The sequence below is a fragment of the Bdellovibrio sp. HCB290 genome (assembly GCF_047305925.1).
Taxonomy (GTDB): domain Bacteria; phylum Bdellovibrionota; class Bdellovibrionia; order Bdellovibrionales; family Bdellovibrionaceae; genus Bdellovibrio.
In genome coordinates this window covers 1,483,426-1,509,377 of sequence record NZ_CP178620.1, presented here as the reverse complement: position 1 = coordinate 1,509,377, position 25,952 = coordinate 1,483,426, and the positions used below count along the sequence as shown (strand labels likewise).

At 46.4% G+C, this 25,952-nt stretch carries 24 protein-coding genes; 16 read left to right on the top strand and 8 right to left on the bottom strand.

Annotated elements, in window-relative coordinates:
• Positions 1 to 34: 34 nt before the first annotated feature.
• Positions 35 to 487, bottom strand: a complete 453-nt coding sequence (locus ACLVWU_RS07435) for a GNAT family N-acetyltransferase (RefSeq protein ID WP_413578357.1) — start codon at positions 485 to 487, stop codon at positions 35 to 37.
• Between the two features lie 29 nt (positions 488 to 516).
• On the bottom strand, positions 517 to 909 hold the full coding sequence (locus ACLVWU_RS07430) for a hypothetical protein (RefSeq protein WP_413578356.1): 393 nt from the start codon (positions 907 to 909) through the stop codon (positions 517 to 519).
• 685 nt (positions 910 to 1,594) lie between these two features.
• Between ACLVWU_RS07430 and ACLVWU_RS07425 the strand changes: the two genes are divergently transcribed.
• Positions 1,595 to 2,557, top strand: coding sequence for an HNH endonuclease (locus ACLVWU_RS07425; RefSeq protein WP_413578355.1), 963 nt, complete (start codon positions 1,595 to 1,597; stop codon positions 2,555 to 2,557).
• Positions 2,558 to 2,637: 80 nt separating this feature from the next.
• On the opposite strand, the gene ACLVWU_RS07420 is transcribed toward ACLVWU_RS07425, so the two are convergent.
• Both ACLVWU_RS07420 and ACLVWU_RS07415 read right to left on the bottom strand, forming a co-directional pair.
• Complete coding sequence (locus tag ACLVWU_RS07420) at positions 2,638 to 3,759, bottom strand: hypothetical protein (protein ID WP_413578354.1); 1,122 nt, start codon at positions 3,757 to 3,759, stop codon at positions 2,638 to 2,640.
• Positions 3,760 to 3,762: 3 nt separating this feature from the next.
• Complete coding sequence (locus ACLVWU_RS07415; protein WP_413578353.1) at positions 3,763 to 4,332, bottom strand: hypothetical protein; 570 nt, start codon at positions 4,330 to 4,332, stop codon at positions 3,763 to 3,765.
• Between the two features lie 158 nt (positions 4,333 to 4,490).
• On the opposite strand from ACLVWU_RS07415, the gene gspC reads away from it, so the two are divergent.
• From gspC to ACLVWU_RS07340, 15 genes are all read left to right on the top strand, one after another.
• Positions 4,491 to 5,405, top strand: a complete 915-nt coding sequence (gene gspC / locus ACLVWU_RS07410) for a type II secretion system protein GspC (protein WP_413578352.1) — start codon at positions 4,491 to 4,493, stop codon at positions 5,403 to 5,405.
• A gap of 22 nt (positions 5,406 to 5,427) precedes the next feature.
• On the top strand, positions 5,428 to 7,713 hold the full coding sequence (gene gspD, locus ACLVWU_RS07405) for a type II secretion system secretin GspD (RefSeq protein ID WP_413578351.1): 2,286 nt from the start codon (positions 5,428 to 5,430) through the stop codon (positions 7,711 to 7,713).
• A 21-nt stretch (positions 7,714 to 7,734) separates the two neighbouring features.
• Positions 7,735 to 9,426 carry a type II secretion system ATPase GspE gene (gene gspE / locus ACLVWU_RS07400; RefSeq protein WP_413578350.1) on the top strand — a complete coding sequence of 564 codons (1,692 nt, stop codon included), beginning with the start codon at positions 7,735 to 7,737 and terminating at the stop codon, positions 9,424 to 9,426.
• Between the two features lies 1 nt (position 9,427).
• Entirely contained in the window at positions 9,428 to 10,648 is a 1,221-nt protein-coding gene (gene gspF, locus ACLVWU_RS07395; RefSeq protein WP_413578349.1) for a type II secretion system inner membrane protein GspF, read from the top strand.
• Between the two features lie 192 nt (positions 10,649 to 10,840).
• Positions 10,841 to 11,245 (top strand): type II secretion system major pseudopilin GspG, encoded by a 405-nt coding sequence (gene gspG / locus ACLVWU_RS07390; protein ID WP_413578348.1) that lies wholly within the window; start codon positions 10,841 to 10,843, stop codon positions 11,243 to 11,245.
• 6 nt (positions 11,246 to 11,251) lie between these two features.
• Complete coding sequence (locus ACLVWU_RS07385) at positions 11,252 to 11,848, top strand: Tfp pilus assembly protein FimT/FimU (RefSeq protein ID WP_413578347.1); 597 nt, start codon at positions 11,252 to 11,254, stop codon at positions 11,846 to 11,848.
• On the top strand, positions 11,845 to 12,339 hold the full coding sequence (locus tag ACLVWU_RS07380; protein ID WP_413578346.1) for a type IV pilus modification PilV family protein: 495 nt from the start codon (positions 11,845 to 11,847) through the stop codon (positions 12,337 to 12,339). The genes ACLVWU_RS07385 and ACLVWU_RS07380 overlap by 4 nt, the downstream gene beginning before the upstream one ends.
• The gene (locus ACLVWU_RS07375; protein ID WP_413578345.1) at positions 12,339 to 13,220 is read left to right on the top strand and encodes a type II secretion system protein GspJ; all 882 of its coding nucleotides are present in this window, start codon (positions 12,339 to 12,341) and stop codon (positions 13,218 to 13,220) included. Before ACLVWU_RS07380 ends, ACLVWU_RS07375 begins: the two co-directional genes overlap by 1 nt.
• A complete protein-coding gene (locus ACLVWU_RS07370; RefSeq protein WP_413578344.1) occupies positions 13,220 to 14,476 on the top strand; it encodes a general secretion pathway protein GspK in 1,257 nt (418 codons plus the stop codon). The genes ACLVWU_RS07375 and ACLVWU_RS07370 overlap by 1 nt, the downstream gene beginning before the upstream one ends.
• 94 nt (positions 14,477 to 14,570) lie before the next feature.
• Complete coding sequence (pilM, locus tag ACLVWU_RS07365) at positions 14,571 to 16,241, top strand: pilus assembly protein PilM (RefSeq protein WP_413578343.1); 1,671 nt, start codon at positions 14,571 to 14,573, stop codon at positions 16,239 to 16,241.
• Entirely contained in the window at positions 16,238 to 16,930 is a 693-nt protein-coding gene (locus ACLVWU_RS07360) for a hypothetical protein (protein WP_413578342.1), read from the top strand. Before pilM ends, ACLVWU_RS07360 begins: the two co-directional genes overlap by 4 nt.
• A complete protein-coding gene (gene gspN / locus ACLVWU_RS07355) occupies positions 16,930 to 17,895 on the top strand; it encodes a type II secretion system protein GspN (protein WP_413578341.1) in 966 nt (321 codons plus the stop codon). The genes ACLVWU_RS07360 and gspN overlap by 1 nt, the downstream gene beginning before the upstream one ends.
• 163 nt (positions 17,896 to 18,058) lie before the next feature.
• Positions 18,059 to 18,499 (top strand): single-stranded DNA-binding protein, encoded by a 441-nt coding sequence (locus ACLVWU_RS07350; RefSeq protein WP_413578340.1) that lies wholly within the window; start codon positions 18,059 to 18,061, stop codon positions 18,497 to 18,499.
• A gap of 364 nt (positions 18,500 to 18,863) precedes the next feature.
• Positions 18,864 to 19,271, top strand: coding sequence for a hypothetical protein (locus ACLVWU_RS07345; RefSeq protein WP_413578339.1), 408 nt, complete (start codon positions 18,864 to 18,866; stop codon positions 19,269 to 19,271).
• The gene (locus tag ACLVWU_RS07340; protein WP_413578338.1) at positions 19,268 to 20,212 is read left to right on the top strand and encodes a hypothetical protein; all 945 of its coding nucleotides are present in this window, start codon (positions 19,268 to 19,270) and stop codon (positions 20,210 to 20,212) included. Before ACLVWU_RS07345 ends, ACLVWU_RS07340 begins: the two co-directional genes overlap by 4 nt.
• Here ACLVWU_RS07340 and ACLVWU_RS07335 read toward each other — a convergent pair whose 3' ends face one another.
• The 4 genes from ACLVWU_RS07335 to gmk all read right to left on the bottom strand — a co-directional run bounded on the left by ACLVWU_RS07335 (position 20,213) and on the right by gmk (position 25,940).
• Complete coding sequence (locus tag ACLVWU_RS07335; RefSeq protein ID WP_413578337.1) at positions 20,213 to 22,801, bottom strand: sensor histidine kinase; 2,589 nt, start codon at positions 22,799 to 22,801, stop codon at positions 20,213 to 20,215.
• Positions 22,788 to 25,001 (bottom strand): RelA/SpoT family protein, encoded by a 2,214-nt coding sequence (locus ACLVWU_RS07330; RefSeq protein ID WP_413578336.1) that lies wholly within the window; start codon positions 24,999 to 25,001, stop codon positions 22,788 to 22,790. The genes ACLVWU_RS07335 and ACLVWU_RS07330 overlap by 14 nt, the downstream gene beginning before the upstream one ends.
• A 102-nt stretch (positions 25,002 to 25,103) precedes the next feature.
• Positions 25,104 to 25,343 (bottom strand): DNA-directed RNA polymerase subunit omega, encoded by a 240-nt coding sequence (gene rpoZ / locus ACLVWU_RS07325; RefSeq protein WP_088614336.1) that lies wholly within the window; start codon positions 25,341 to 25,343, stop codon positions 25,104 to 25,106.
• A 51-nt stretch (positions 25,344 to 25,394) separates the two neighbouring features.
• On the bottom strand, positions 25,395 to 25,940 hold the full coding sequence (gene gmk, locus ACLVWU_RS07320; RefSeq protein WP_413578335.1) for a guanylate kinase: 546 nt from the start codon (positions 25,938 to 25,940) through the stop codon (positions 25,395 to 25,397).
• Positions 25,941 to 25,952: the final 12 nt, after the last annotated feature.

Genomic DNA, 25,952 nt, shown 5'->3' with positions numbered 1-25,952 from the left:
CTATTCTTGGTAGCGCGAGTTTTTTGATAGTATCTTAATAAACTTTTTCGAAAATTGAAAATACCGGGCCCGTTGGGATACGCGAAGGGATGCGCTTGCCGGTGTCTTGGTATCCGCATTTCAAGTAGAATCCCTCTGCTGGTGGATCCGGGAAGACTTTAATTTTTGACCAGCGATTTTCTGCTGCCAGCTTATCTATGAATTGTGAAGTCGCGGCGCCGATCCCCTGCTTGATAACTGACTTTCTTATCCATAGATGTTCCAAAAAGATTTCATCGCCATCTTTTAAAAAAGACAGGAATCCCACTAAGCCCGCGTTGTGAATTTCGTAACAGATCTCTTTATTCAGGAAGGCGGAGTCGACAATGATCAACGGCAATGAAGCTTCTGCATACTCTGGGGAATAGTTCCAAACAGATCGTGATTCTATGATCATGGAGTTGATTTCTTCCAAATTTCGAACTTCTGCTTTTTTGAACTCGATCATGATTTCTTCCTGAGGTTTCTTTATAGCAATTATGGCGTATACTGGCGAACTTGGGTCGAAGTGACTTTTAATTCCGTAACTTCAACCACGCAGTCAGTAAATGCAGAAGTTTTGGATTGAAATCTCACTTCCATCTTGCCCGTGGTGAATCCTGCAGATTTGGATGGCGAGAAAGTTCCTCTGTTAGCTGCGTTGACGACCTCACCCGCTGAATTTGTGAAAATCAAATTATCGAAGGAAGACACCCCAACCTGCTGCATGACTTCGTCGACAGTTTTTCCTGCTTGAATTGTTTTACAGAACTCTTCCGCCCGAGTTTGCGCTTGGGAAATACTCATCTGAGTATAACCAACCCCAATAGCCGCAAGTATTGCAGAAACTATAACCAATGTGATCAGCGGTCTAATAAATGTTTTTTTCATACACAACATCTATATGACTGCCAATTCTAGTCAAGGCTTTCGCCGTCGTTTCTTCAGGGAACAGCGTATAGTATTTATAAAGCACACCGGACCAGCGCAGCCAGTGCGGTCGGAACGATAGAGCTCACCACAGACTTGTTTTTCTTGGTTGCATATACTTCAGTGGTGATTTTCATAACAGCTCCTCAAATTAGAATCCCACCTGGGATGGCTTCAGGTCAAATTCTGCATGCGATGATAATTTTTATGGGCCATATAATATTTTGTATTGACTAGTCTTTAGCAAGTTCGTTCAATCAATCAATCAATCAATCAATCAATCAATCAATCAATCAATCAATCAATCAATCAATCAATCAATCAATCAATCAATCAATCAATCAATCAATCAATCAATCAATCAATCACGAGCATTTCCGCGCTACCAAGAAGCGTTGCTTCAATTGCAAAGATATTAGATTATTCCTCTTGCCATGATTTTCGACTTTCTAAACCTTCGCTCTTCAATCGATGGATTTTAATAAGCGGCCGCGGACTTATGGTAATGTTTAACTCAACACAAGCGATTCTCGTGCGTTTAAGCTGATGATTTCCGCTCAATTCAAAAACACTTTTCACATCTGATTTTCGCTAAATATTGCAATTTAAAACATGTGATACAACTCCTTCAACTAAGGAGTTTCGCATGAATCTAAAAACAATCACAAACGAAGAACTGACTGGTCGCCTTGAAAAATTGGCGCACTCTGAGCGGAAAATCACGCATCTCGTTTTAATTCATATCAACGAAATGGAATCCCGACGTCTATATGCAGAACTGGGATTTGATTCCATGTTTCGATATTTAACTCGCCACCTTAAATATAGTGAAGATGCCGCTTATCGCCGATTGAGTGCCGCCCGCTTATTGAAGCAATCTCCATCTATTTCCAAGAAAATTGAAAATGGCAGTATCACGTTGACTCAACTGACACAGGTTCAATCCGCACTCAAACTCGAACAAAAAAACAATCCTCACGGTGCAGATACCTTAGCGATAACGCTTCCAACGATTCTTGAAAAGATTGAGAATAAATCTGCTTTTGAAACAAAAGCGTGTCTTGCGAAAGATTTCAACCTTCCGGTTGTCACCCATGACTCCATTACTCCACAAAGTGACGAGACGATTCGCTTTGAAATTACTTTAACTCGCGAACAGCTTAAAACTCTCGAAACCGTTCGAGATTTGACTTCGCACATCGTACCTGATGGCAATTGGGCTGATGTTTTGACTTTAATTGCGGAAAAGCACATTCAGAAAATTCTGGGTAAAGACAAGCCAGAATTTACCGCCAATTCAACACCGATCAGTTCGCCAAAGCCTGCGACAGGATCAGATCAGCAAAACTCAACGCATGGCTTCTTGGCTACGCGAAAAAGAGGACACATCAAAGTAACCGCGAAACGCAATCTTCTGCTTAACGCCAACTATTGTTGTGAATTTCAGAATCCAAATACTGGAGTTAAATGCGGATCTAAATATCAGCTTCAGATTGATCATATTCAACCGGTTGCATTGGGGGGATTGAATGAAAATGAAAATTTGAGAGTTTTATGCCGAACACATAACTTGGCGGCCGCAGAAAAATTGGGATTGAAGACGCATTGAATGCGTGACTAAGAACTGGGAAAATTGCGGCTGGTTGGCTGGCTGGCGCAAGAGATCTGAACAAACCGGCAAAGCAGTTTTTAGAAATAGTAACTAAGATTCACACCATAGGAAGTAGAAGTAGTTTTAGCAGGATACTTTTCACCATTCATAAAAATACTACTCTCTTCTTCAGTTTCGGCAGTGGATTGAGAGAAGAACGCAGAGTAAGTTAATCCTTTATCAGAACCCCAACCAAAGTTGAACGACGTCTCTAAACGCTCATCGCTGGAAGACAGGTCATTATAAAGCAAATTAGATGGAATCAGATCTTCAAGATCAGCGAAGTTACCAAAGATTTGTCGCACCCGAGCACCGAGGGACAACTTACCAATGCGCACCTCGCCCGAAACGCTAAGTCTGGCGGATTGCGGTGGAGCCTTAATCAGCTCCAAAGGATTTTCTTTAGCATCAAGGTCTGACTCGGCCATTTGCTCCACGCTGCCCTCGATGCGAAAGCTCTTCGCCGTATACCCAAGCCCCATTCCAAATCCGATACTTTGGGTTTTCGCAGGCCAAACCTCCGTAGAACCTTGTGCGCCCGTTGAAGGATCATAGTAAGTATAAGTGTAATCAGCACTGGAAGTTCTTTGCATGGCATAAGCGCCAACCGTGAAACCACCAAAATTATAAGCAGAACCCGCCTTAAAAAGCAGATAGCTAATCTCTGCCTTCAAATCATTTGCAGAGACATTCGGCGGTGAGCCCACATGAAAGCGATTAAAAGTGTCATACTTGGCAGTAGCAACTCCCAAACCAATCAAACCAAAGTCAACAATCCCACCGGCATACATGGATTTCGCCGAGTTCGTGACGTTGCGAGTACCATAAGTAGTAGAATTAATATGCTCGGTCTTATCCCCGGTTTCATAGTCAAAAAGGCCTTCAAACGTAACTTTACTACCCTTTGTGGCACCAAAAAGAGAATTCTTCTGAAGCGCCACATCCGTCTGCACCCCACCAACGATTCCCCCGGTAGTGACTTCATGATCTTTATTAATGTCCTTTTTACTGCCATCCAACGAGATCAAACCTTGAGCTCTTTGATGAGCCACACCCGGATTGATAGAATGCACACTGGAAAAAAAGGAACTGCTGGCGATTTGCGCCACTGCAGAAGAACATACTGTAGAAATAAAAAAAGATGCGACCAGTCCCTTCATCAATTAAATGAAAGGCTGCTGATTTTCGCTGAAACTATCGCGAACCTGAGGCCAGAACCATCCAAGGTTCGGATCAGCGGCAATAACGTCTTTAATTTGAACTTCGATATCCTTACGGACCAGAACTTCACGGCGCAACCAGAACTCCACCTCGTCATAGCCAGGGCCAATAACGGTGATTTCAACTTTGTCCATGAAGTGTAATAAATGAAGATCTTTGGTAGCAACCTCTCGGCCTGCCACTTTGGCATTGATAAAATTGTGCACGACGTTCTTTAGTTCATCTAAAGAACGGTGATTGATTCTTCTCAGAATCAAATCCGCACGCTGATCTCGATTGACCCAGCGTTGGTGTAAGCCTCTTTGCACAAGGTTGATCAAAAGAGTGCGTAACACACTCGGTATCTGACGAAATTCATCATCAGATAGTGACATTACCTGCATTAAATCTACGTAGCGCGCCTGCTCCTGGCCGCGACGAAGGGAGGTAAGCACTTCTGGAATCCGCAAAACTGATTCGCGAATACCCATTAGATCAATTCCTGCTCCATCCGTGAAGTAGAGAATTCTCATAACTTTATCATGGCCTATCTTTTCGTATTTTAAATGGAAAATCAGAGCGTTAGGACCATGGTCTAGCATGTATTTTTTGATGCAGCCCTTCCTAAGGTTTGGTACGATAGTCTGAGGCCCAAGGACTAGGTGCCGGAAATAACAAAGGATTTGCAACTGTGATTTCACGCAACCAGAAAAATCAGCGTCCACCATTTGAAAAATGGTATTCGTATATTTTATTTATCTTCATCGGTTACTGCGTGGCAGATCTGGCAATTCTTTCATATCGCGATCGAATGCTTCCGCAAACTGCGCCTCCCGCACATCCCAAAGCACCACCCGTTTCCAGCTCTGTCAGCTCTGGGTTTTACAACAATATCACTTCCAGAAATATCTTTGCTTCCAACGGTCTCATCCCCGATCAATTGGTGGATAAAAACAAAGCCGCGGCAGAGCAAAAAGAAGCAGATCCGGTTCCATCACAGCTTCCTCTGAATCTGATCGGTACACTCGTGCATTCAATTCCTGAAAAGTCCATTGCCTCAATTGAAATCCGCGGTAAAAACCAGGTGATTTCCTACTCTGCCGGCAAAGAAATCGAAGGCATGGCCAACATCGTGCGCATCGAAAGACAGAAAGTTATCTTCCGCAATTTGAATTCCAATCGTCTTGAATATATCGAGATGAAGAAAGAAGGCGGAAAATTGAACTTTGCTGCAGCAAAAGCGCCGTCAACAGCCGGTGGCGAAGTTAAAAAAGGCAACGACAACACCTTCTCGCTTTCTCGTGCCACGCTGTTGAAATATACCAACGATCTTTCCAGCATCTTGATGCAGGCCCGCGCCGTTCCGAATCGTGAACCCGGCACTGGCAACATTAATGGTTTCCGCGTTTTGGATATGCAACCTGGCAGTATTTACGAACAACTGGGCATCCAAAGAATGGATGTTATCAAGTCCGTCGACGGAAACCCTGTCGACAGCCCTGCCAAGGCTATGGAGTTGTACCAAACTTTGAAGAACAACAACAAAGTTGTTCTTCAAGTTGAGCGCAACGGCAAAAACGAAACGATGACTTATAATATTCAATAACTCCCTCAGGAGGAGAGAGCCTATGAAAAAACCCGTCAGCCTAGGAATTGCGTCATTGATGACCGCACAACTAGTCACACCTGCCGCACTTGCGCAGTTTGAGTCATTTCCACCACCGCCACCTCCGCCGGATTTTGGCAATCAGGACAACAGCGGCTTCGCTGCTCCAGAGCCAGCTGGTGGTGAAGTTATGCATGGTGGCTCCCCGTCTCGTAGCGGCGGCGACGAATCAGGACAGGTTTTAACCAAGGCGCAACGTGAAAAGTTCGCCAAGGCACCAACTGAAGACATCACAAATAAGAATTTCTCCCAAACGATCGAGTCCTTTGATTACCCTAACGTGGAAATCACAGAGCTTGTTAAAGCCATGGGTGAATTGACCGGCAAAAACTTTATCATCGATCCAGGTGTGCGCGGTAAGATCACGATCAGCGCGCCATCCAAGATTACAGTGGCAGAGGCGTACAACGCTTTCTTGTCTGCTTTAGCGATCAACAGCTTCACAGTTGTACCTTCCGGTGGATTCCTGAAAATCAAATCCTCCAGAAATGCCCAACGTGACAATATCGACGTGTATTCTGGTGCATACTACCCGAACACAGATCAAATGATCACAAGAATCATCCACTTGAAGCACATCTCTGCTGCCCAAGTGAACCGCGACCTGCGTATCCTGCCATCCAAAGATGGTGAAATGAACATTTACGAACCAACGAACTCGATCATCATCTCTGACTACGGTGCAAATATTGACCGTGTTATGAGAATCATCAGTCAGTTGGACGTTCCAGGATTTGAAGAACAACTTGAAGTTATCCCTATTAAGTTCGCGAAAGCCAAAGACCTTGCGGATCTGGTAGACAAAATCGTAAATAAAGGCAGCAAAAGCTCGGGCTCTGCTCCAGGTACATTTACGGCTGGCGTGCCACGTTTCTCCCGTTCATCAGGTGGAACTTCAGCACAACAAGGTGCGAGCTTCTTTATGGCGATCCCCGATGACAGAACCAACTCGATCATCGTGGTGGGTAATAAATCCGGCATCGTGCGTATCAAAAAACTAATCAGCCAGTTGGATTTCAGAATCCGCGCTGAAGACTCCGGCGGAGTTTACGTTTATTACGTTAAGAACGGTGACGCAGAAAAAATCGCGCAAACCCTTTCTGGCGTAACTAAAGAGGCCACTCCAAAACCAAGCACAGGCCCAAGCCTTCTGTCACCGATTGGCGGTCAGATGCAGGCACCGCAAGAAATTTTCGGTGGCGATGTTAAAATCACTGCCGACAAAGCGACAAACAGCTTGGTTATCACTGCCAGCAAACAAGACTACGAAGTGGTCCTGAATTTATTGAATAAAATCGACATCGCCCGCGATCAGGTCTACGTCGAAGCCATCATCATGGAGATGAGTGCTTCTGACATCGACACTTGGGGTATTGGTTACTATCAATACGGCGATAACGGTTACGGCAAAGTGGGCTTCAACGGTGGTATCAACTTGCAGGACATGTTGAATCCAATGGGTGGTTCCGGTGCGATCCTGGGCTTCGGCTCTGGAAAAACGATCGAAGTCACTCCTCCTGGCACATCCACTCCAATCAAGATTCCTTCTTTGGTGGGTTTCATCAATTTCCTGAAACAAACCAAAAAAGCCAACATCCTTTCCACTCCGACGATCATCGCCTTGGATAATAACGAAGCGGAAATCGAAGTGGGTGATAAAGTCGTAACCAGCATGCAGCAAAACGTATCTGGTACGAGCGGAACTGTCACGACGACGCCAACGATGGAAGATGCGACTATCAAACTTCATATCAAACCATTCATCAGCCCGTCTTCGAACTCGATCCGCATGGAGATCAAACAACAGGTCACGCAGCTTTCATCAGCGGCGATTCCGAAAGATTTCCAGAATAACACTCAGCCACTCGCAAAACGCTCGATCAACACTATGATCAACGTAAAAAACGGCGACACGGCAATTCTGGGTGGTTTGATCAAGGAAGACGACATCGAATCCGTTGTGAAAGTGCCTCTTTTGGGTGACATCCCTATTTTGGGTTGGTTGTTCAAATCCCGCGACATTAAGAAAACAAAAACGAATATGGTGTCTTTCCTGACTCCGAAAATCGTTCGCAATTCAGATGATATGAGCCAGGTTGTTTCTAAGCGTCTGGATGAGCGCATAGACTTTATCAAAGGCCAGGGCGGAAAAGACCCATATGGTGCTAAGATAGACCCTATCTACAGAAAAGCAAAAGGCGAGCTTCCTGCAGAAGCTGCCCCAGCAGACCCTGAAGACGTAGAGTAAGATTTTTAATAAGGAATTTTAATGGCCACTGTGGATGTTCTGACAATTCTATCTAAAGCAACCTCAATGACACAGGACCAAGTGCGCTCTGTGCTTGCCAACCCGTCGGTCGTCAGACCCGTGACCGTCGGGGAAGCTTTAAATCAGAAAGAATTTTCCACAGCGGATGAAGTCGTCAGTGATCTGTGCAAGGAATTGGGATTGGATTTTATCCGCGATATTCCGGTTGCAGACATCAACGCCGACTTGATCCGGGAAATCCCGATCAACTACGCCAAACAACATCAAGTCCTCCCCTACAAGGACGAACCGGATCAACTGATTGCTTTAAGCAGCAACCCGGTGAACTTGAAATCTTTGGATGATTTGAAAGTACTGTTCGGTAAAAAAGTACGCCCCCTGATCACAACAACGATACGCATTCAGGATGCGATCAATAAAGTGTACGAAAAATCCACAGCAAATCTTTCGGGCCTGGATGAAATCGACGAAGAAGACTACGACCTGGATGATCCTATCGTGGATCTATTGGAGGCTGGCGAAGACGATGCGCCGGTCATCAAAATGGTAAACAGCCTTCTGTTCCGTGCGGTGAAAGAAAAAGCGTCAGATATCCATATTGAGCCCTACGAAAAAGACATGGTCGTGCGCTTCCGTACGGACGGTGTTTTGATGGATGTCTTTAAACCACCTAAAAAACTTCAAAACGCGATCACATCCCGTATCAAAGTTATGGCGAACTTGAACATCGCAGAAAAACGTCTTCCTCAGGATGGTCGAATCCCTTTGAAAGTCGGCGGTAAAGACATCGATATTCGTCTTTCCACTGTGCCCGCGGCTTACGGCGAGCGCCTGGTAATGCGTATTCAAGATAGATCCACAGTTATCCTGGAACTTGAGCAATTGGGCTTCTCAAGAGAGAACTTGGATCGCCTGGATGATCTGCTCTCCCGGAATGACGGCATCCTGCTGGTAACCGGCCCCACGGGTTCTGGTAAATCCACAACTCTGTATGGCAGCTTGATGAAGCTCAACAAACCTGACGTAAACATCCTGACAGTGGAAGATCCGGTGGAGCAACGTATCCACGGTATCGGTCAGGTGCAAACCAATGCCAAAATCGGATTGACGTTCGCGGCGGGATTAAGATCTTTCCTTCGTCAAGACCCCGACATCATCATGGTCGGTGAGATTCGTGACTTGGAAACTGCCGAACTTGCGATCCAAGCCTCCCTTACGGGTCACTTGGTTTTAAGCACTCTGCATACCAATGACTCTGCCGGTGCCTTCCCGCGTTTGATTGACTTCGGGGTTGAGCCGTTCTTGATCGCAACTTCAGTTATGGGTGTCGTGGCCCAGCGTCTGGTGCGTGTTCTTTGCCCACACTGTAAGGCTCCGCACGAACCGACAGATTTTGAATTGTCTTTGCTGGGAATTTCCCGCGAAGTCGCAAACAAGAGCCACATCTGCAAAGCCATGGGTTGCTCTGAATGCGGGCAAAAGGGTTATTCGGGACGAACGACGATCAGCGAACTGATGGTGGTAACCGATGACATCCGCTCGTTGATTATGCAGCGTAAAGACGGCGCCACTTTGAAAAAACAAGCTTTGGCCAACGGGATGAAAACTTTCCGTGACCATGGTATTGCCAAAGTACTGGCAGGTGTGACTACAATTGAACAGCTAACTACGAATACGCAACTGGATCTATAATATGCCAATTTTTGAGTACAAGGGCCTTACCCGTGACGGAAGAAACACCAAAGGTGTAATAGACGCAGAAAATCTGCGTGCGGCCCGCACTAAGCTCAAAAGAGATGGCGTTTACGTTGTAGATATTCGTGACAAGAAAAAATTAGATACAAAAAAATCCAAGGGCACCCCGCGCGCCACTAAACAAGTTCAGGTCAAAGACTTGTCCTTGATGACCCGTCAGCTGGCGACATTGGTTAAAGCCAATATCCCCTTGGTAGATGCGCTGACTGCCATCGCCGAGCAAGTGGAAAATCCGACTCTGTCAGAGGCGATTGCTGACTGTAAAAACATGGTCAACGAGGGTTCTCCGTTCCATAAGGCCCTGCAAAAGTATCCAAATATCTTTACCAAGATTTATATTTCAATGGTGGAAGCCGGCGAAATGTCAGGAAGCTTGGATGTCATCCTGATGCGTCTTGCCGAGTTTACGGAAGCTCAGGCCGATCTTCGCGCCAAAGTTTCCAGTGCCATGACCTACCCGATCATCATGTTGGTGGTGACGATGGGTTTGCTTTCTTTCTTGTTCATCTTTCTTATTCCAAAAATGGTTACAGTGTTTGAGTCCGCTCCGAACCTGGTTTTACCTTGGTATACGGTGGCCTTGATTAATGCCTCCCAGTTCATGGTGAACTATTGGTACATCATCTTCGGTATTATCTTTGTGGCGATTGTGATGTTTAGAAACTGGAAAAACAGCCCCACCGGCCGCAATCAATGGGATGCGATCTCTTTGAAACTTCCAATTGCAGGTCCAGCTGTGCGCATGGTTGCTGTATCCCGCTTCACTAGAACTTTGGCGACACTGTTAACCGGTGGCGTTCCGATGCTAACGGCCCTGGATATCGTTAAAAATGTCGTCGACAACAACGTTCTTGCGATTGCTATCGAAGAGGCCCGCAACAACATCGCCGAAGGTGAATCCATTGCAGGTCCTTTGAAAAAGTCCAACCAGTTCCCACCGATCGTGATCCACATGGTTAACATTGGTGAAAAGACCGGGGATCTGGAAAACATGCTGTCTCAGGTTTCTGATGCCTTTGACTTCCAGGTTAAAAACAAACTGGAATCTTTGACGTCTTTGATGACACCAGTCGTTACCGTCCTGATGGGTTTCGCCATTGCGATGATCGTATTTGCGGTCATGGTTCCAATGTTTGAAATGACCAATATCGCCGGCTAACCTAGCCCCTGTAAGTTTAAATCAAGACACATACAGGAAGTTAATTTTTTACTTTAACTTCCTGATCAAAACTCCGTTTTCAAGTAAGAATTCTGAGATTTAACAAGACAAAAGAATGTATCAAGTCAGAAGCATCCCTTTACCAAAGAAAAGGCATCTGTTAGTATTTCATTCGGCAACAAGGAGTTTTAAATGTTAGCTATCAATAATCGCAAGGGTATGACTTTGATCGAGATCATGATCGTCCTTGCAATCATCGGCGGTATCTCTGCACTTTTGCTTCCACGTCTAACTGGTTCCATGGACAAAGCTAAAGTTAAAGAAACCAAAATCCACATGGGTCAGATTTCAAACGCTTTGCAAATGTACTACACAGATTGCAACAAGTACCCGCAAACACTTGAAGGTCTTACGACTCAAGATGCGAACTGCAGCAACTGGGGTCCAGAGCCTTATATCAAAAACATCAAAGACCGTTGGGAACATGACTATGTTTACGAACTTAACGGCAGCGAAATTCATTTGAAATCTTTCGGTAAAGATGGTCGCGAAGGCGGTTCAGGCTACGACGCTGACATCTCCTTGGATGATCTTTAATTCTTGATGAATCGTCGGGGCTTCACCCTCATTGAGGTGATGATTGTACTTGCCATCATTGGCGGTTTGGTTGTCATTGGGGCCCCACGACTTTTCAAAACTCAATCGAATATCCGAGCCACCACCCGTCAATTCATGGCTCTGACCAAAGATATTCGCAACAAAGCACGCATTTACAATTCCACTTATCGCCTGGTCATCAACATCGATGGCAAAAAAGCGGGACAATATTGGGTCGAAAGAGCCAATGGCCCGATGCCTATTGATCCTGAGGCAGCCGAAAAAGAACGCGAAAGACAAGGCAGCAGCTTCAAAGATGAAGATGCTCCACCTCCGAAGTATGCGATGGATACTACCGTTCTGAAGAAAGAAGCTGAGCTTCCTGGAGCTTTCAAATTTTTACAGGTGGAAACAGTCTCCAGCAAGGATCCAATCACATCTGGCACTGCTTATATTCACTTCTTCCCCGAGGGCTTCGTAGAAGCTTCTGCAATCCAAATTTCCGGGGGAAATAATTTGGTTTGGACTCTTGTTTTTAATCCTTTAACGGGTCAAGCTGATATCATAGAGAAAGCTCAATCGTTAAAGGGAATTCAGCGGTGAGAAATAAAGGCTTCACATTGATCGAGACCGTGCTTGCACTGGTCATCCTCTCCTCCGGGTTGCTGTTATTGGCAAATTCTTGGGGCGGAAGCTTTGCCTATGTCCGCAAGGCTCAATTCGCAACCGAAGTCACCGCACTGCTTGAACGTAAAATGGCCGAGATCGAAATTGAATATTCCGGCAAATCCCTGGATTCCATTCCTGAAGAAAAAGAAGATGATTTTGGTTCCGAGTTTCCACAGTATTCGTGGAAAATGGAATCCAAGGAATTTGAAGTTCCGGATATCTCTGCCACCCTGACCGCTCGTGATGGTGGTGCTGATGAAATGTCCCTGACCATGATGAAGACGCTGACTCAGCATCTTTCCAAATCCATCAAAGAAGTTAAAGTCACTGTTATCTTCAAAGGCAGCAAAAAGCCCATGAGCTTTTCTGCCACTCAGTACTTCGTCGATTACGACCGCGAAATCCCGATGCCAGGAGGCATGTAATGCCAAACTCGCGTCGCGGTTTTACCTTGATTGAAGTTCTGATCACCATTGCGATCCTGGGCACCATGACTGTTTTGGTTGCACAGTCCATTCAGCAAAGTGTGAAGATGAAGAATAAAGTCACCACGCAGGTAGATGACGTTTCCCATCTGCGCGATGCGGTTCGCCTGATTCAAAAAGATATCAACCTGGCCTATCACTATCGTGACGTTGAAAAAGAACTGACGGACCTTTTAGCAAAGAAAAATCAAGGTGGCCAACCAGGATTTGTAAATCCCGTAAACCCAGGCGGCTTTGGACCTCCAGGAGTGGGGGGCCAACCGTCTGCCTTTGAACAGCAGCAACAAAACCGCGAAGTCCCACGCAAAAATCCCGAAACTCATTTCGTGGGCAACGAAGAAAGTCTGAACTTCGTCACCATGAACAACGCCCGCACCGTTCGCAACTCCCCACAGGCAGATTTCATTGAAGTTGGTTATGAACTGAAAGAATGTAAAAGCCTGAGCGAGGGCGGTGGCTCTTCAAAATGCATCTGGCGCAGATCCGCTCCGGTCGCTGACCTGGATGTCACCAAAGGTGGCAACGAAACTGTTCTTTTGGAAAACGTCAGTGAATTCAAATTCCGCTACATGGGTAAAGGCAAGCAGGACTGGGTTTCCGCTTGGCGCACTGATCAGGGCGGCGATGGAGCCACTAAAGGAAAATTTCCGCAGGCTGTGGAGCTTTCCATCACCATGCAAAAAAAAGAAGCCGGCAAGGATCGCAAGTACTCCATGCAAGTGATCATTCCGATTCATTTCACCAATAATCCTGACGACACCAGCACGGGACAAGCCACACAAGGTGGCGCGCAAAACCCTCAGGGACAGGGGTTTAACTAATGAACATATTTAAACCCCTTCGCAATAATCGCGGTATGGCATTGATGATCGTGACGGCCTGTTTGATGTTCATCATGTATTTCGCAGTGGAACTGATTGCGGACACCCGCATTGAGTACGAAATCAACTCGTCAGGCATGAATCGCATTAAGGCTTACTATGCCGCCAAATCCGGCATGCAGCTTTCGTTGCTTCGAGTGAAAATCTATCAAACAGCGCAAAGTAAGTTTGGACAACAGCTGGGTCCTAATAATCCCCTGCTGAATATGATCTGGCAGTTCCCGTTTGCGTGGCCTTTGCCGATCCCTGATGAACTTACTGCCATCGACAAAGATAACTTCAAAAAATTAGTTAAAGATTCAGCGATGGATGCGAGTTACATCACCACCATCGAAGACGAGGGCTCGAAGATCGATATCAATGACCTGATATCCCCGTCCGAGTCATTGCGCAAAATCACCAAGCAACAATTGATGAATATCTTCCTGCAAAAAATGAAGGAAGATGAAAAGTGGGCCCGCGAAAACTCCAACACCAACTTTGAACGGGTCATCAACAATATCGCAGACTTCATGAGCGACAAATCGCAGTCACAAAACGGCGGCGACAAGCGCGCAGCATATTCAGCTTTAAATTCTGAAGCCCAATCTGATTACTTCCCGCCAAATCGCAGCTTCCGTACGATTTCAGAACTGCACTTCGTCCCCGAGATGACTGACGAGCTTTTTGAAATCCTGGAGCCGAAAATCACTATCTACGGCATGAAGGGCATCAACCCCAATATCGCCACGAAAGAGGTTTTAAAATCCCTGGATCCAGGCATGACCGAAGAAGTCGTTTCCGAAATCATCAAACGCCGCGATGACAAGAACCTGGGTGGTCCGTTTAAGGATGCCGCTGATTTCTGGAACTTTGTGACCAGCAAAAATGCACGGCTTGAAGGCAAAACCGACGAAATCCCGCTGGTGTTTGAATCTGTATTCAACTTCCGCATCCGCAGTACAGGCGAGTTCGCCCGTTCAACCAGCGAGATCACAGTGATCACCATGGATTTGAACAAAACCGTCGCAAAAATCAAAGATTACGTCGACAAAGACAAGAAAGCCGCGAATCCAGGTGGCACTGATCCTGGCGCTCCAGGGGGGCCAAGCGGACCTGGAAACCCTGGCAATCCCGGCGGCTCTGGCAATACACAAGGCAAATCCGATCCCATTCCTAAAGGCCCGCCAAGAATAGTATTCTGGGGCGAAAGATAGTCTTAGGTCGAGTCCTCTATTCGAGGAAAGATTTTACTTAAGACCAAAGGCAACATATACTTAGACCAATATCTCGTTCATGGAGGAACGGTCTTTGAAATCACTTGGAATCGACATCGGGTCAAGCAGCATTAAAGTTGTTGAAATGCAATCGACGACGAAGGGCTTTCAAGTCGTTCAGTTCTTCGAGCATGTTCTTAGCACTAATCCTCAGAGTGATGCGGAACTGGAGATCATTGAATACCTTCGTGATTTACTGGGGAAGTATGATCACTCACAAACCCGCTTCATCATGGGGCTTCGTCAGGATCGCGTGGCGATTCGCAATAAGTTTTTCCCCTTCTCCGACCGTATTAAAATTTTTAAAAGTTTGGCATTTGAACTGGAAGAAGATCTTCCTTTCTCCAGTGACAACGCCGTCTTCGATGCAAAAGTCATCCGCACTGTCGGTGGTGGTGCCGAGGTCCTGGCTTGTGCCGCCCCGAAAGTTCACGTTCAAAATCTGATCGACCGAGCCAAAGACATTGGTGTTGAACCGTTTTTGATTTCTGCAGAGGGCACGGCTTTCGGGAATATCTTTGAGCGGTGGAACGAAGCTCCTCCGGCAACTATCAGCAATCCGCAAAACTATGATATTGGCGAATACAAACCTCTTCGTCATGTGCGCCTGGTCTTGAATATCGGCCACACGCGAACGATTGTTTGCGCTATTGAAGGCAACTCCCTGACTGGTGTTCGCTCTCTTCTTTGGGGCGGAAAGAATATCGCTGAAGCCATCGCGAAAAAGTATGAAATCCCTTACCAGGAAGCTTTGCGCGAATTGCAAACCAAAGCATTCATCCTGACTAATAAACAAGGCGCCACTTTTGACCAAGTCACGTTTTCAGAAACGATTGCAAAATGTGTTCGCGAAATGACCCGCGACCTGCAGCTTTCCATTCTGGAATTCAAAAGTGAATTCAATGCCGAAATTCTGAATATCGGTCTGACCGGCGGAACTTCCCAAATTCAAAACCTGGGTCCTTTCCTGACTCAAGCTTTGGAAATTCCGGCAAATCGTCTTTCCGTACTGGATACGATTCCGAATGTTTCCTTTGAACGCTCTCAAGCGAACTCTGCAAAATTGGGCGTGGCAATTGGTCTTGCGATTGAAGGTTTCAAAAAGCCCCGCAATCCCCCGATCAATTTCCTGCGTGGTGAATTTGCCCGTCAAAATCATCACTTCAAAGCCCTTTGGGAAAAATGGGGCCACACTGCAAAGATCGCGACAGCAGCACTTGTTGTATTGTTTGTTTATTCATACTTACGCGAAGACTTTGCACTGAGCCTCGCGGATCGCTCGCAGGAAGTTCTGAAAACTCAGGCTAAGAGTGTCGCGAACCTAAAGGGCCGTAATGCCACTGAAGCCGGAATTAAAAAATACATTCTGGAGAATAAAAAACGCGCGACTGATTTGAAAACTTTGGCAAGTGTCGCCAACATGAACTCCGCCCTGGATATCATGAAGAAAGTGACAGATGCGACACCGGCTAAAAATGCGGTGACCTTGGATGTGCGCACTTTCAATATTCGTGACACTCACGTAGTCCTTGAAGGTTACGTCAGCTCCCCGGCCGAAATGAATCTGCTGCAAAAATCCCTTTCCAATATTACGGTGGATGGTCAGATTAAAAACCAAACTCCGGGCTTGGGAGCTTTACCAGGACGCCAGGCATTCTCATTCAGCTTTAACGTGGACCGCGGTATTCAGAAGGTGACTCGATGAATTTAGATGATTTGAAAGACAGAATTTCCTCTGAAGCCCGTGCAACCTGGGATCGCATCCAGGAAAGTGGTGCATTTAACCAAATGCGCGACCGCTACGAAAACATGACACCAGGAATGCAAAAGCTCACCATCTATGGTGGCATTGCACTGGCGACATTGATGGTCCTTTCCATTCCTTACGGATACTTTAGCGGCTCCAGCGATGCTGTCGGTGAATTCGAAGGTAAACGCATGACCATTCGCGAACTTTTGAAAGTATCGCGCGAGGCTTCTGAAGTTCCCGCGATTCCCCAGGCTCCCCCGATGGATGCGATTCGCGGAACTGTGGACAGCATGATTCAAGCCGCACATCTTTTGCCTGAACAAATCAAAGGCACTCAGTCCACGGGTGGATCGGGTTTGATTCCTACAAATTTAAGCGAAGGTGGCCTGCAAATCACTTTGGCCAAGCTGAACCTGCGTCAGATCGTGGATCTGGGTTATAAATTCAGTAACATTTCCCCAAGTGTGAAAATGGCCGACATGACAATGACGGCAAATCGCGATGACAACCGTTATTTTGATGTGGTTTACAAATTGGTGGCATTGGCCGTCCCTGCCCCACCGGTGATTGCAGCAGAACCGGAAGCTCCGGCGAAAAAAGGCTTCAACCGCGGCAGAGCCCGCAACTCTGGAGCGGATGAATAATGGAACACATCATTAAGTTCTTCAAAGCGCTGAAAGAAAACAAAGGACGACTTTTCGTCATGGTTCTTTCAGCTATCGTATTTTTGTTTGTGCTGTTTCCTTTTGATGACCTTAGTGATTTGATTTCCTCCCAGGTCGCAAAGATGACTAACAACTCTGTGTACGTCACCTTTGATCGCTTGAAAATGAGTCTGATTCCGCAACCCGGTGTTGAAATGGAGCAGGTTTATATTGAGTCCATCAGCACTCCCGCTTTGACAGCAAAAGAACTAACGATCACTCCGAGCATCCCAGGTCTTATTCAGCAAAAGCCTTACGGCTCTGTTTCTGCTAAAGGCTTACTAAAAGGTGATGTCGATGTTTCCATGGGTAAAGGCACTCGCAGCGACAACGGCGTTGAAAGACAACGTATCGAAGTCAGCGCTAAAAAAGTGGCGTTGAACGATGTGCGCGAACTTGCGAATCTCCCAATTTTGCTAAAAGGTCAGTTGAATCTGGAAACCACAGCGTTGGCAGATTTGACTTTCCAGGAGCAACCCGACGTTGAAGTGAATTTGACGATCAATCAGTTTGAGCTTCCCCCGTCGAACGTGAACACACCGATGGGTCCTTTGACTTTGCCAGAGTTAAAATTGAGCTCTGTAGAGCTTAAAGGCCGCCTGGCTGCGGGTCGCTTCGTGATCGAGAGTGGAACCATTGGTAAACCCGGAGACGAGCTTCAAGGCACTGTTAAAGGCGATATCGGCATCATGATCGTGAACCGTGGCGGACGCTTTGGTCAGCAAATCGGTGCTTACAATTTCGAGATCGATTTGCGCGCTAAAAAAAGCTTCCAGGACAAGGCGACTTTGTTCCTGACCTTCATCGATGGCTATAAAACGCCAACCGCTGATGGGGCCCAATACAAATTCAAGCTTACGGCCACAAATCCAATGATGCCGCCAAGCTTTGGCGCCGTGCGCTAGTCCGTTCCCCAGTCTACTCCCCATCTCAATTTGAATTAACCTGACACAGGGCTGTGCTTAAATGTTGCTCAGCCCCAAATCCAAATAATTTGAGAAACCTGTCGATTGTTGACATAGCTCGCAATCTGGCAAAAAACCATAGGGTCATTCATTGGAGGGTATAATGTCTGGAGTAAATAAAGTTATTATCGTAGGTCGTCTTGGTGCTGATCCAGAAGTGAAAGCAATCGGAAGTGGGAGCACTGTAGCTCGCCTTAACATCGCAACTAGCGAATCATGGGTTAAAGACGGTCAACGTCAGGAAAAAACTGAGTGGCACCGTGTAACTGTATGGGGCAAATTGGCTGAAATCTGCGGCAAACATCTTGCTAAAGGTCGCCAAGTTTATGTTGAAGGTAAACTTCAAACTCGCTCATGGGAAGACCAACAAGGTCAAAAACGTTACGCTACAGAGATCGTGGCGAACACTGTTCAATTCCTTGGCGCTGCTGGTGCAGATGCTGGTTCACGTTCAAACAACAATTCAGGTGGCGGCGACGATTTCAATTTCAATGATTTCGGTCCAGAACCTAGCTTCAACTCTAACGACGAAATTCCTTTCTAGGATTTTGTTTTAAATGAGTTTTACGGAACGGGCTTTTCCCTTAGTCGGTTAAGCCCCTTTCCGCTCACCCGGCCATCCTGGCCTTGCCGGGCTTGGGTACCGCATCCTGCGGGCCCGGAGGTTCGCTCCACGGAGCTTACCCGCCTAAGGGAAAATCCCGATACGGCTCTCTTTCTTGCATAAATCTTTAAATTGGAATTTCGCTTTTGAGCCTTGCTCGGGAGATGCTGTGCTTTTGCGTGGGTTGTTCTTAAATAGATGGTTTGTTTGGCTTACTTTTGCTTGATGTATTTTGTTGGACGAAGGCCCTGAATGAGATTGGGGTTTTGTTTTTATAGGGTGAGGTCTTTATACTGAAAGACGTATGAAGACGATTGCATCAACATTGATTTCCATTGTGTTTTTAGCGGGTTGTTCGGTTTATAAATCGGATGGGCGTAATCAATTTGAAGCGGCAGCTCCGGCTAAAATTTCCACTTCTGCTTTGGACACGTCACCCGTTTACAAACTTACTGGCTGTCGTAATCAGAGCTTCCTCGAAACGTGGTTTAATGATGAGTTTCCACGCACCAACTATGAATTAGTATTGATGGAAAATGACCTGGAAATCTGGCGCACCACTCATGCCGGTGTTGTGCAAGTGAAGGCTTTCCAGCGCGATGAAAAGACTGTGCAATCCTGCTCCTATGAGTTTGCCAGTGCCGCGGTCTGGGACCTTTATAAAGATCAGTTTATCCGTGAACTTAATAACAACCTGATGATCAGCGAATGAAGAATACACTCCTTGCCTTCTTTATCAGTCTTTTGTTTGCACTCCCCGCAATGGCTGCGAATGTAACGGCTGTTAAAGGCAGCAAGGTCATGGTTGATCTGCAAGGCGCTGAAGTTCAGCCCGGCGATGAATTCTTTTTGATCAATCCTGCCACTGGAAAAAAATCAGCGATCGTTCGCGTGAAACAAGTCAAAAATGGCCGTGCCGTGGCCGATGTCGTTCAAGGACGTGGTAGTGTCGGTGCCGGCCTGCAAGCCAAAGCTTCCAGCGCCAAATCAGCAAAGGCAGCGAAGACGGCTTCCCCAACTGCAGCCCATGAGGAAGCATTAGCAAAGGCTTCTTCCCCTGATGAAGAGGCTGCAGCTTTTGATAGAGCCCGCGATATGAGCTTTTTGCGCACGCTTAGAAATTCTTATGGTCTACTTGGTCAATATGCCATGAATTCCATGACTCCCACGATTACAGATCCTATCAATCCGACAGAAAAACCCGCTCTAAAAGGTTCCGGCCTGGGCGCCGGCGGATTTTATGAATGGGTTCTCACTCGCAACATCACAGTTCGCACCTCTGGAATGCTTGAGCAATTCAATGTCTCTGGAAAAACAGAGCGAAACGTGGGATGTAATTCGACGACCAATTGTTCTGCAAATATCACATATTTATCTGGCTACGCATTGGCCAAGTACTACATCACTACAAATCAGATTCGCACCTGGGCTGGCGTGGGCGGTGGCTTCTTGATCGCAATGTCCAAATCAGCAACTGCCCTTGATGAGAATCAAATCGCTACCAATCAAGTTTTGAATTTAGCAATCGGCGGCGACTATCAATTGAATCGCAAAAACTATGTCCCGTTCAGCGTCGAGTACATCTACTTCCCGCCTTCAGATACCGTCACTGCAAGTTCTATTCTTTTCAAAGTGGGATATGCCTGGCAGTAACTAGTTCGGTAGCCAGATCGTAAACTTCGTCTCTTTCGAGTCCGCATCGAGATAAAATTTCCCATTATGAGCTTCAATAATACCGGCACTAATACTTAATCCCAGGCCCACACCCTTCCCGACTTCCTTCGTCGTAAAAAAAGGCTGCATAATGCGATCACGCACTTCCAAAGGAACACCGGGACCCGAATCCGTGACACTGATGTCGACACCGTTGTCTCTGTAGTTCGCCGTAATTCTTACCTTCCTAAGAGCTGCATGCTCAACAGCGTCAAAGGCATTGTTCAGCATATTCAAAAGCACTTGAGAAATCTGATACGGGCGACAATGCACAATCAAACCTGGCTCCACCGATGCTGACAGCTGAATCCCGGCCACTTTAAATTTTTCATGACAAAACGCCAGTGTGTCGTCGATGATTTCCGCAACTTCCACAGACTGCAATTCATCCAGGGCTGATTCATGGGCGTAGCTGCGCAGACCTTTTACAATCTTCGCGATACGCCCGACCATGGACTCTACGGAATCCATGCGGCGATTTAATTCAATGTCTTCGCCCAGGCCTTTGTTGGATAATGACTTTCTGATCACACTTATATAGCCACCCATGACAGCCAGTGGATTATTGATTTCATGGGCGATGCCTGCCGCCATTTCACCAAGGGAGGCCAGTCGGGAAGAGACAATGACCTTTTCCTCGCGCTCCTTTAAAAGGCGTTCACGTTCCTTCTTCTGAGTGACATCCTCACCGACCACAAGATAACCACTGATCTCATTCTGCTCACCGTTCACACGATGCAGGGATAAGGCCATGTTCAGACGCTTGCCATCCTTCGTTACAAAAACCCGCTCGTAGCCTTTGGCTTCACCAGATTCAAAGATGGCTTCAAGATAGTCGGCGCCCATCACCAGGCGGCGCTGCACCAACTCTTCCATGCGACCGCGATACATCATCGTGTCGTGATGGTCAGCCAGAACAAATACTTTCTTACCCAGTAGCTCTTCCTCTGTATAACCCAGCAAATCTACGGCGGCCTTGTTGATGTTTGAAATGTTACCAAATTGATCTAGCTGCAAAAGCAGTAAGGAAATACTGTCACGTCCGGCTTTGTGCCAATCGTTCAGCTCGCGCATTTTGCGTTCTGAATCCCGTGAACGGGCATAAAATACCAAATTGACCGATAAAAGGATCGAAACACTCAGACCAAAAAACATCAACAATGCTGGCAAGCTGGACGAGTTCTCGCGAACCAGTGCTGGCATTGGCGTCAGACGAAATGTCCAGTTTGTATTCAGAGCTTTATATTTGGCAGTTTCTGACCAATCCTGCATATAGAATTGCCCAGCCCCGCCAGTATTTAAAAACTCATGACCATCGTCATCTGTGATTTGTACAAAATATTCCGGTGCTTTTGCTGCATTCTGAAAGAACGTATCCACTTCCAGCGCTACACTAAGGACGCCGATCAGCTTATCGCCCTTGAAAACCGGGTAATACAACAAAAGTCCCTCGCCGCCCGTTAACAACTGAACCGCATCGGAGACCACTGGCTTGCGGCTTTGAATGGCCGAATCCAAAATCCCCATGGTTCCGCGCTGTTGGGAAATTTTCATTCCCCGGAGCCTTTCAATCTCACCCGTCATCGGATAATACCATTTCACTTTCATATCCGCTTCAGACCACAGCACCCGACGAATGCCTTTTATCTCCTGTGTATAAAGTTTGGCATCCAACTGCCAAGCTTCGGAATTCCGATAGTCCTGGGCTACAAAGTGCTCGGCCATGCGCCCCAAAGACTGACTCAAAGAGCGAAAGGTAGAATCAAAGTTTTCCAACATAGCATTCAGTCGAATTTCAGTAATACTGCGATTTTTTTGATAGTCTTTAATAACCAGAAGTTGCTGAAATCCTATTGTTAAAAAAACACCAGTAATCAAAACATAGTACGGACGGAAATGTCTTCGGCCCAGACCAATGCGAATCAGGCGGCCACGCAGCTGCAGCACCAGTGCCACAGACAAAATGATAAAACATGCCGCAGTATGCGGTGCCATCTTTGCAAAACTACCCCACCCAAACTGGGAATTGATAGTAAAGGCATTCCCAACAATTCCAATAAAACCTATTCCGCAGACCGTAGCGGAAACAGTCAATCTGACAAAGCGACAAAGCAAAGTAGTTTTATTAAAGAAAACTCCCAAACCCAAAAGAAAAGCCGCAAGGCAAGTGCTGGCCGCCGATCTTCCTGGAAAGGTGTTTTTAGAAGGCTCAAAGTATTTGACGAAAAATTCATCAATCCCAAAATTCAGATTCAAGGGATACTGAATAAACATCGCTGCCGACATCAGCATCACGACAATGGCACAGGCACGCCCCACCTTAAAATGATCGCGATCTGAAAACAGGACTCCCAACGAGATAAATGCAAATAAAAATGCTGTGTTGAATACCATGGCACTGGAATTCGGAAAAAACCGAAATGCAATGGGAATTTTTAGGATCCACCCCACCATCACAACAACAGCCACGATCAGCACTATCAGGCTAAGGAAGTTATGAAACTTTGGCAGGTATTTACTGAATGACACGCGTGACACCGATGATGCCTTTAATTTTTTGAATCTCGTATATAGCTTGATTCAACTGAACGGCATCCTTCACTGACACTTCAAAATTACATACTGCTTTTTTATCTTTAGTTGTGCGAATTTGCGCGGATTGAATATTAATCCCCTGCTGCGCAAAAGCCTCAGACATGGATTTTAGCAACCCTGGATTATCCTGAGAAATGATTTTTAAACGCACAATGCGTTCCTGACCATCGCCCGCCGCTTTCACATTCCACGTCACATCGACTTTACGAAGCTGATCGAACTCGAAAGCCTTGCTGCAGTCGCTGCGATGAATGGTGATCCCACGCCCACGACTGATAAAGCCCACAATCGGGTCCCCTGGAATCGGATGGCAGCACTTCGCATAGTGCACCAACATGTCATCCATACCATCCACAGAAACCAAGGAATTGGTTTTACGGGTTTTGTGAGTCGCTGCCCGCATGACTCTTTCCATGAAGGTGGAGTCTTCGGTTTTGGCAGCTTCTTTCGCCATGCCTTCTGGAGAAAATTTCTCCACCAGGTGACGGGTTTCCAATTTTCCGTAACCCACAGTTACGTAAAGTTCATCCAGGTCTTTAAGACCGTTATCTTTTAAATACTCTTCAAATGCCGGGCCCTTCAGGTACTTTGCCGCGGCCATTCCGAATTTGCGGAATTCTTTTTCGACAAGCTCTTTGCCCAAAATAATGGAACGACGACGTTGCTCTTCTTTGACGAAGGCGCGAATTTTGGATTTCGCTTTGTTCGTCACAACGAATTTCAACCAGTCCTTGGAAGGCTCTTGGCCTTTGCCTGTGATAATCTCAACCGTGTCACCGTTGGACAACTGATGCTTCAAAGGCACCATCTTGCCATTCACCCTTGCGCCCACACACTTGTTACCAAGCTCTGTATGAACAGCATAAGCGAAATCCACCGGAGTGGATCCTTCCGGGAACTCACGCACTTCTCCAGTCGGAGTGAAGACGTAAATTTCAGTTTCAAATAAATCTGTTTTTACAGTATCCAGGAATTCATCAGGACTGCGCACCTGTTGATGCCAGGAAACCAGATCGCGCAACCAGTTGGCTTGCTGCAAATCATCGGATTCCATTTTGCCGCGCTCTTTGTACTTCCAGTGAGCAGCGATACCCATTTCGGCAACCAAGTGCATGTCACTGGTGCGGATTTGAATTTCAATACGCTCCCCACCCGGCCCGATCACCGTGGTATGCAGAGACTGATAGTTATTGGCTTTCGGCATCGCGATGAAGTCTTTGAAACGACCAGGAATCGGCTTCCACAGTGAATGCACCAGCCCCAGGGCTGCATAACATTCCGCCACGCTTTCGACGATCACACGGAAGGCAAGGACGTCATAAACCTGATCGTAATCAAGACTACGACTTTGCATTTTTCTATACACCGACCATAAATGCTTGGAGCGGCCATAGACTTCGTATTTGAAACCGACTTTGCTAAGTTCTTTACCGATCAAAGACTTTACATCATCGATGTAGCGATTCTGCTCCGCCTCAGTCTTTTTGATCTGCTGGACAAGTTCGTAGTACATGTCCGGGCGATAGTATCGGAAGCACAGATCCTCAAGCTCAATTTTCAATGAGCTGATACCCATGCGGCCCGCAAGCGGGCAATAAATTTCCAAAGTTTCTAGAGCGATTCTTTCTTGCTTATCGAACGGCATGAAATTCAAGGTGCGCATATTGTGCAAGCGATCGGCAAGCTTCACCAAAACCACGCGCACGTCTTTACCCATCGCCACGATCATCTTGCGAATGTTTTCGCCCTGTTTTTCATGACTGTTCTTGAATTTCATCTGACCGATTTTAGTAACGCCATCTACAAGATGCGCCACAGCCTCACCGAACTCGCGACGGATATCTTCCAGTGTGGCGTCAGTGTCTTCAACCGTGTCGTGCAGGAGACCGGTCGCAATCGTATCTAAATCCAGATGCAGATCCGCAAGAATTGCGGCGACTGACAGTGGATGAGAAATATACGGCTCACCACTGCGACGGATTTGCCCCTCGTGATGTTTCTCTGAAAAATAATATGCTTTTTCAATGAATTTAAGATCCGCATTCGGCCAGTAACTGCGAATGCGGTTTAGAAGATCATCAACTGTTTTGACCGGCTTATGAGAGAGGCCGGTCTCTTTTTGGGGTTCCGCCATATTCTAGTCAGTTTACCTGAGAAGAAGAGGCGTCTCCAAATAGATTCGCTTAATACTTAAAATTTATTAGTATTTTTAGGAACTTAGGACCTTGGTCCTAGACTATTTATTCAAGTCTTTTTCGATTTGAAGTAAAGCGTCTTTAGGGTCCATCGCCACTTCGTAACCAACGTTACCGATAGCTACTTCACGAAGAGCAGAAACGATGTATTTGTTGCTGCGAGTGGAAACAGTCGCTTCAGCACCTTTTAGAAGCTGCTTCGCTCTTTTAGCAACCATCAATACAAGAGCAAATCTGTTAGGAACTTTTTCCAAGCAATCTTCAACGGTTACACGAGCCATTTAATGCCTCCGGGCGCAATTAATTCATGAATTCAAAGGAGGAAATTACCCTTAACCCAGTAACTTTTCAATGATTTTCTTAAATTCGGCGTAGGATTGCTCGAAGTTGTCGTTGACGATCTGAAAGTCAAACTTAGAGGCTTCGGCGATTTCTTTCTCGGCATTGGCCATGCGAACTTCGATATCCGCTGGCATCCCCCCGTCTCTTTTCTCAATTCTGCGACGCAATTCGTCAATCGATGGAGGCAAAATAAAGACGGTTTTAGCGTCTGGATACTTGGATTTGAAGGTCAAAACCCCCTGGATATCGATATCCATGATCGCACACTTCCCTGCCGCCCACGTGGACTCCAGGGACTCATAGGACGTTCCATAAAAGTTGGTGTGAACTTTCGCCCACTCCACAAAGAACCCCTGTTCGATTTTGGCTTTGAACTCATCGTGAGAGATGAAATGGTACTGCAGGCCGTTTTTTTCACCCTTGCGGATGTTACGCGTAGTGAACGTAATAATGTCCACGAGCTGAGGAATTTCCTCAATCGCTCTAGCTACAAAACTACTTTTTCCTGCGCCGCTGGGGGCAGCGACAATAATCATACGCGTTTTCAT

Coding starts and splice junctions, on each gene's coding strand:
- ACLVWU_RS07370 (WP_413578344.1), top strand. CDS start 13,220: ATGAACATATTTAAACCCCTTCGCAATAATCGCGGTATGGCATTGATG.
- ACLVWU_RS07340 (WP_413578338.1), top strand. CDS start 19,268: ATGAAGAATACACTCCTTGCCTTCTTTATCAGTCTTTTGTTTGCACTC.
- gspD (WP_413578351.1), top strand. CDS start 5,428: ATGAAAAAACCCGTCAGCCTAGGAATTGCGTCATTGATGACCGCACAA.
- gspE (WP_413578350.1), top strand. CDS start 7,735: ATGGCCACTGTGGATGTTCTGACAATTCTATCTAAAGCAACCTCAATG.
- ACLVWU_RS07435 (WP_413578357.1), bottom strand. CDS start 487: ATGATCGAGTTCAAAAAAGCAGAAGTTCGAAATTTGGAAGAAATCAAC.
- ACLVWU_RS07430 (WP_413578356.1), bottom strand. CDS start 909: ATGAAAAAAACATTTATTAGACCGCTGATCACATTGGTTATAGTTTCT.
- gmk (WP_413578335.1), bottom strand. CDS start 25,940: ATGATTATTGTCGCTGCCCCCAGCGGCGCAGGAAAAAGTAGTTTTGTA.
- ACLVWU_RS07350 (WP_413578340.1), top strand. CDS start 18,059: ATGTCTGGAGTAAATAAAGTTATTATCGTAGGTCGTCTTGGTGCTGAT.
- ACLVWU_RS07330 (WP_413578336.1), bottom strand. CDS start 25,001: ATGGCGGAACCCCAAAAAGAGACCGGCCTCTCTCATAAGCCGGTCAAA.
- rpoZ (WP_088614336.1), bottom strand. CDS start 25,343: ATGGCTCGTGTAACCGTTGAAGATTGCTTGGAAAAAGTTCCTAACAGA.
- gspF (WP_413578349.1), top strand. CDS start 9,428: ATGCCAATTTTTGAGTACAAGGGCCTTACCCGTGACGGAAGAAACACC.
- gspN (WP_413578341.1), top strand. CDS start 16,930: ATGGAACACATCATTAAGTTCTTCAAAGCGCTGAAAGAAAACAAAGGA.
- ACLVWU_RS07360 (WP_413578342.1), top strand. CDS start 16,238: ATGAATTTAGATGATTTGAAAGACAGAATTTCCTCTGAAGCCCGTGCA.
- ACLVWU_RS07385 (WP_413578347.1), top strand. CDS start 11,252: ATGAATCGTCGGGGCTTCACCCTCATTGAGGTGATGATTGTACTTGCC.
- ACLVWU_RS07375 (WP_413578345.1), top strand. CDS start 12,339: ATGCCAAACTCGCGTCGCGGTTTTACCTTGATTGAAGTTCTGATCACC.
- ACLVWU_RS07345 (WP_413578339.1), top strand. CDS start 18,864: ATGAAGACGATTGCATCAACATTGATTTCCATTGTGTTTTTAGCGGGT.
- ACLVWU_RS07415 (WP_413578353.1), bottom strand. CDS start 4,332: ATGAGAATTCTCTACTTCACGGATGGAGCAGGAATTGATCTAATGGGT.
- ACLVWU_RS07420 (WP_413578354.1), bottom strand. CDS start 3,759: ATGAAGGGACTGGTCGCATCTTTTTTTATTTCTACAGTATGTTCTTCT.
- gspG (WP_413578348.1), top strand. CDS start 10,841: ATGTTAGCTATCAATAATCGCAAGGGTATGACTTTGATCGAGATCATG.
- ACLVWU_RS07425 (WP_413578355.1), top strand. CDS start 1,595: ATGAATCTAAAAACAATCACAAACGAAGAACTGACTGGTCGCCTTGAA.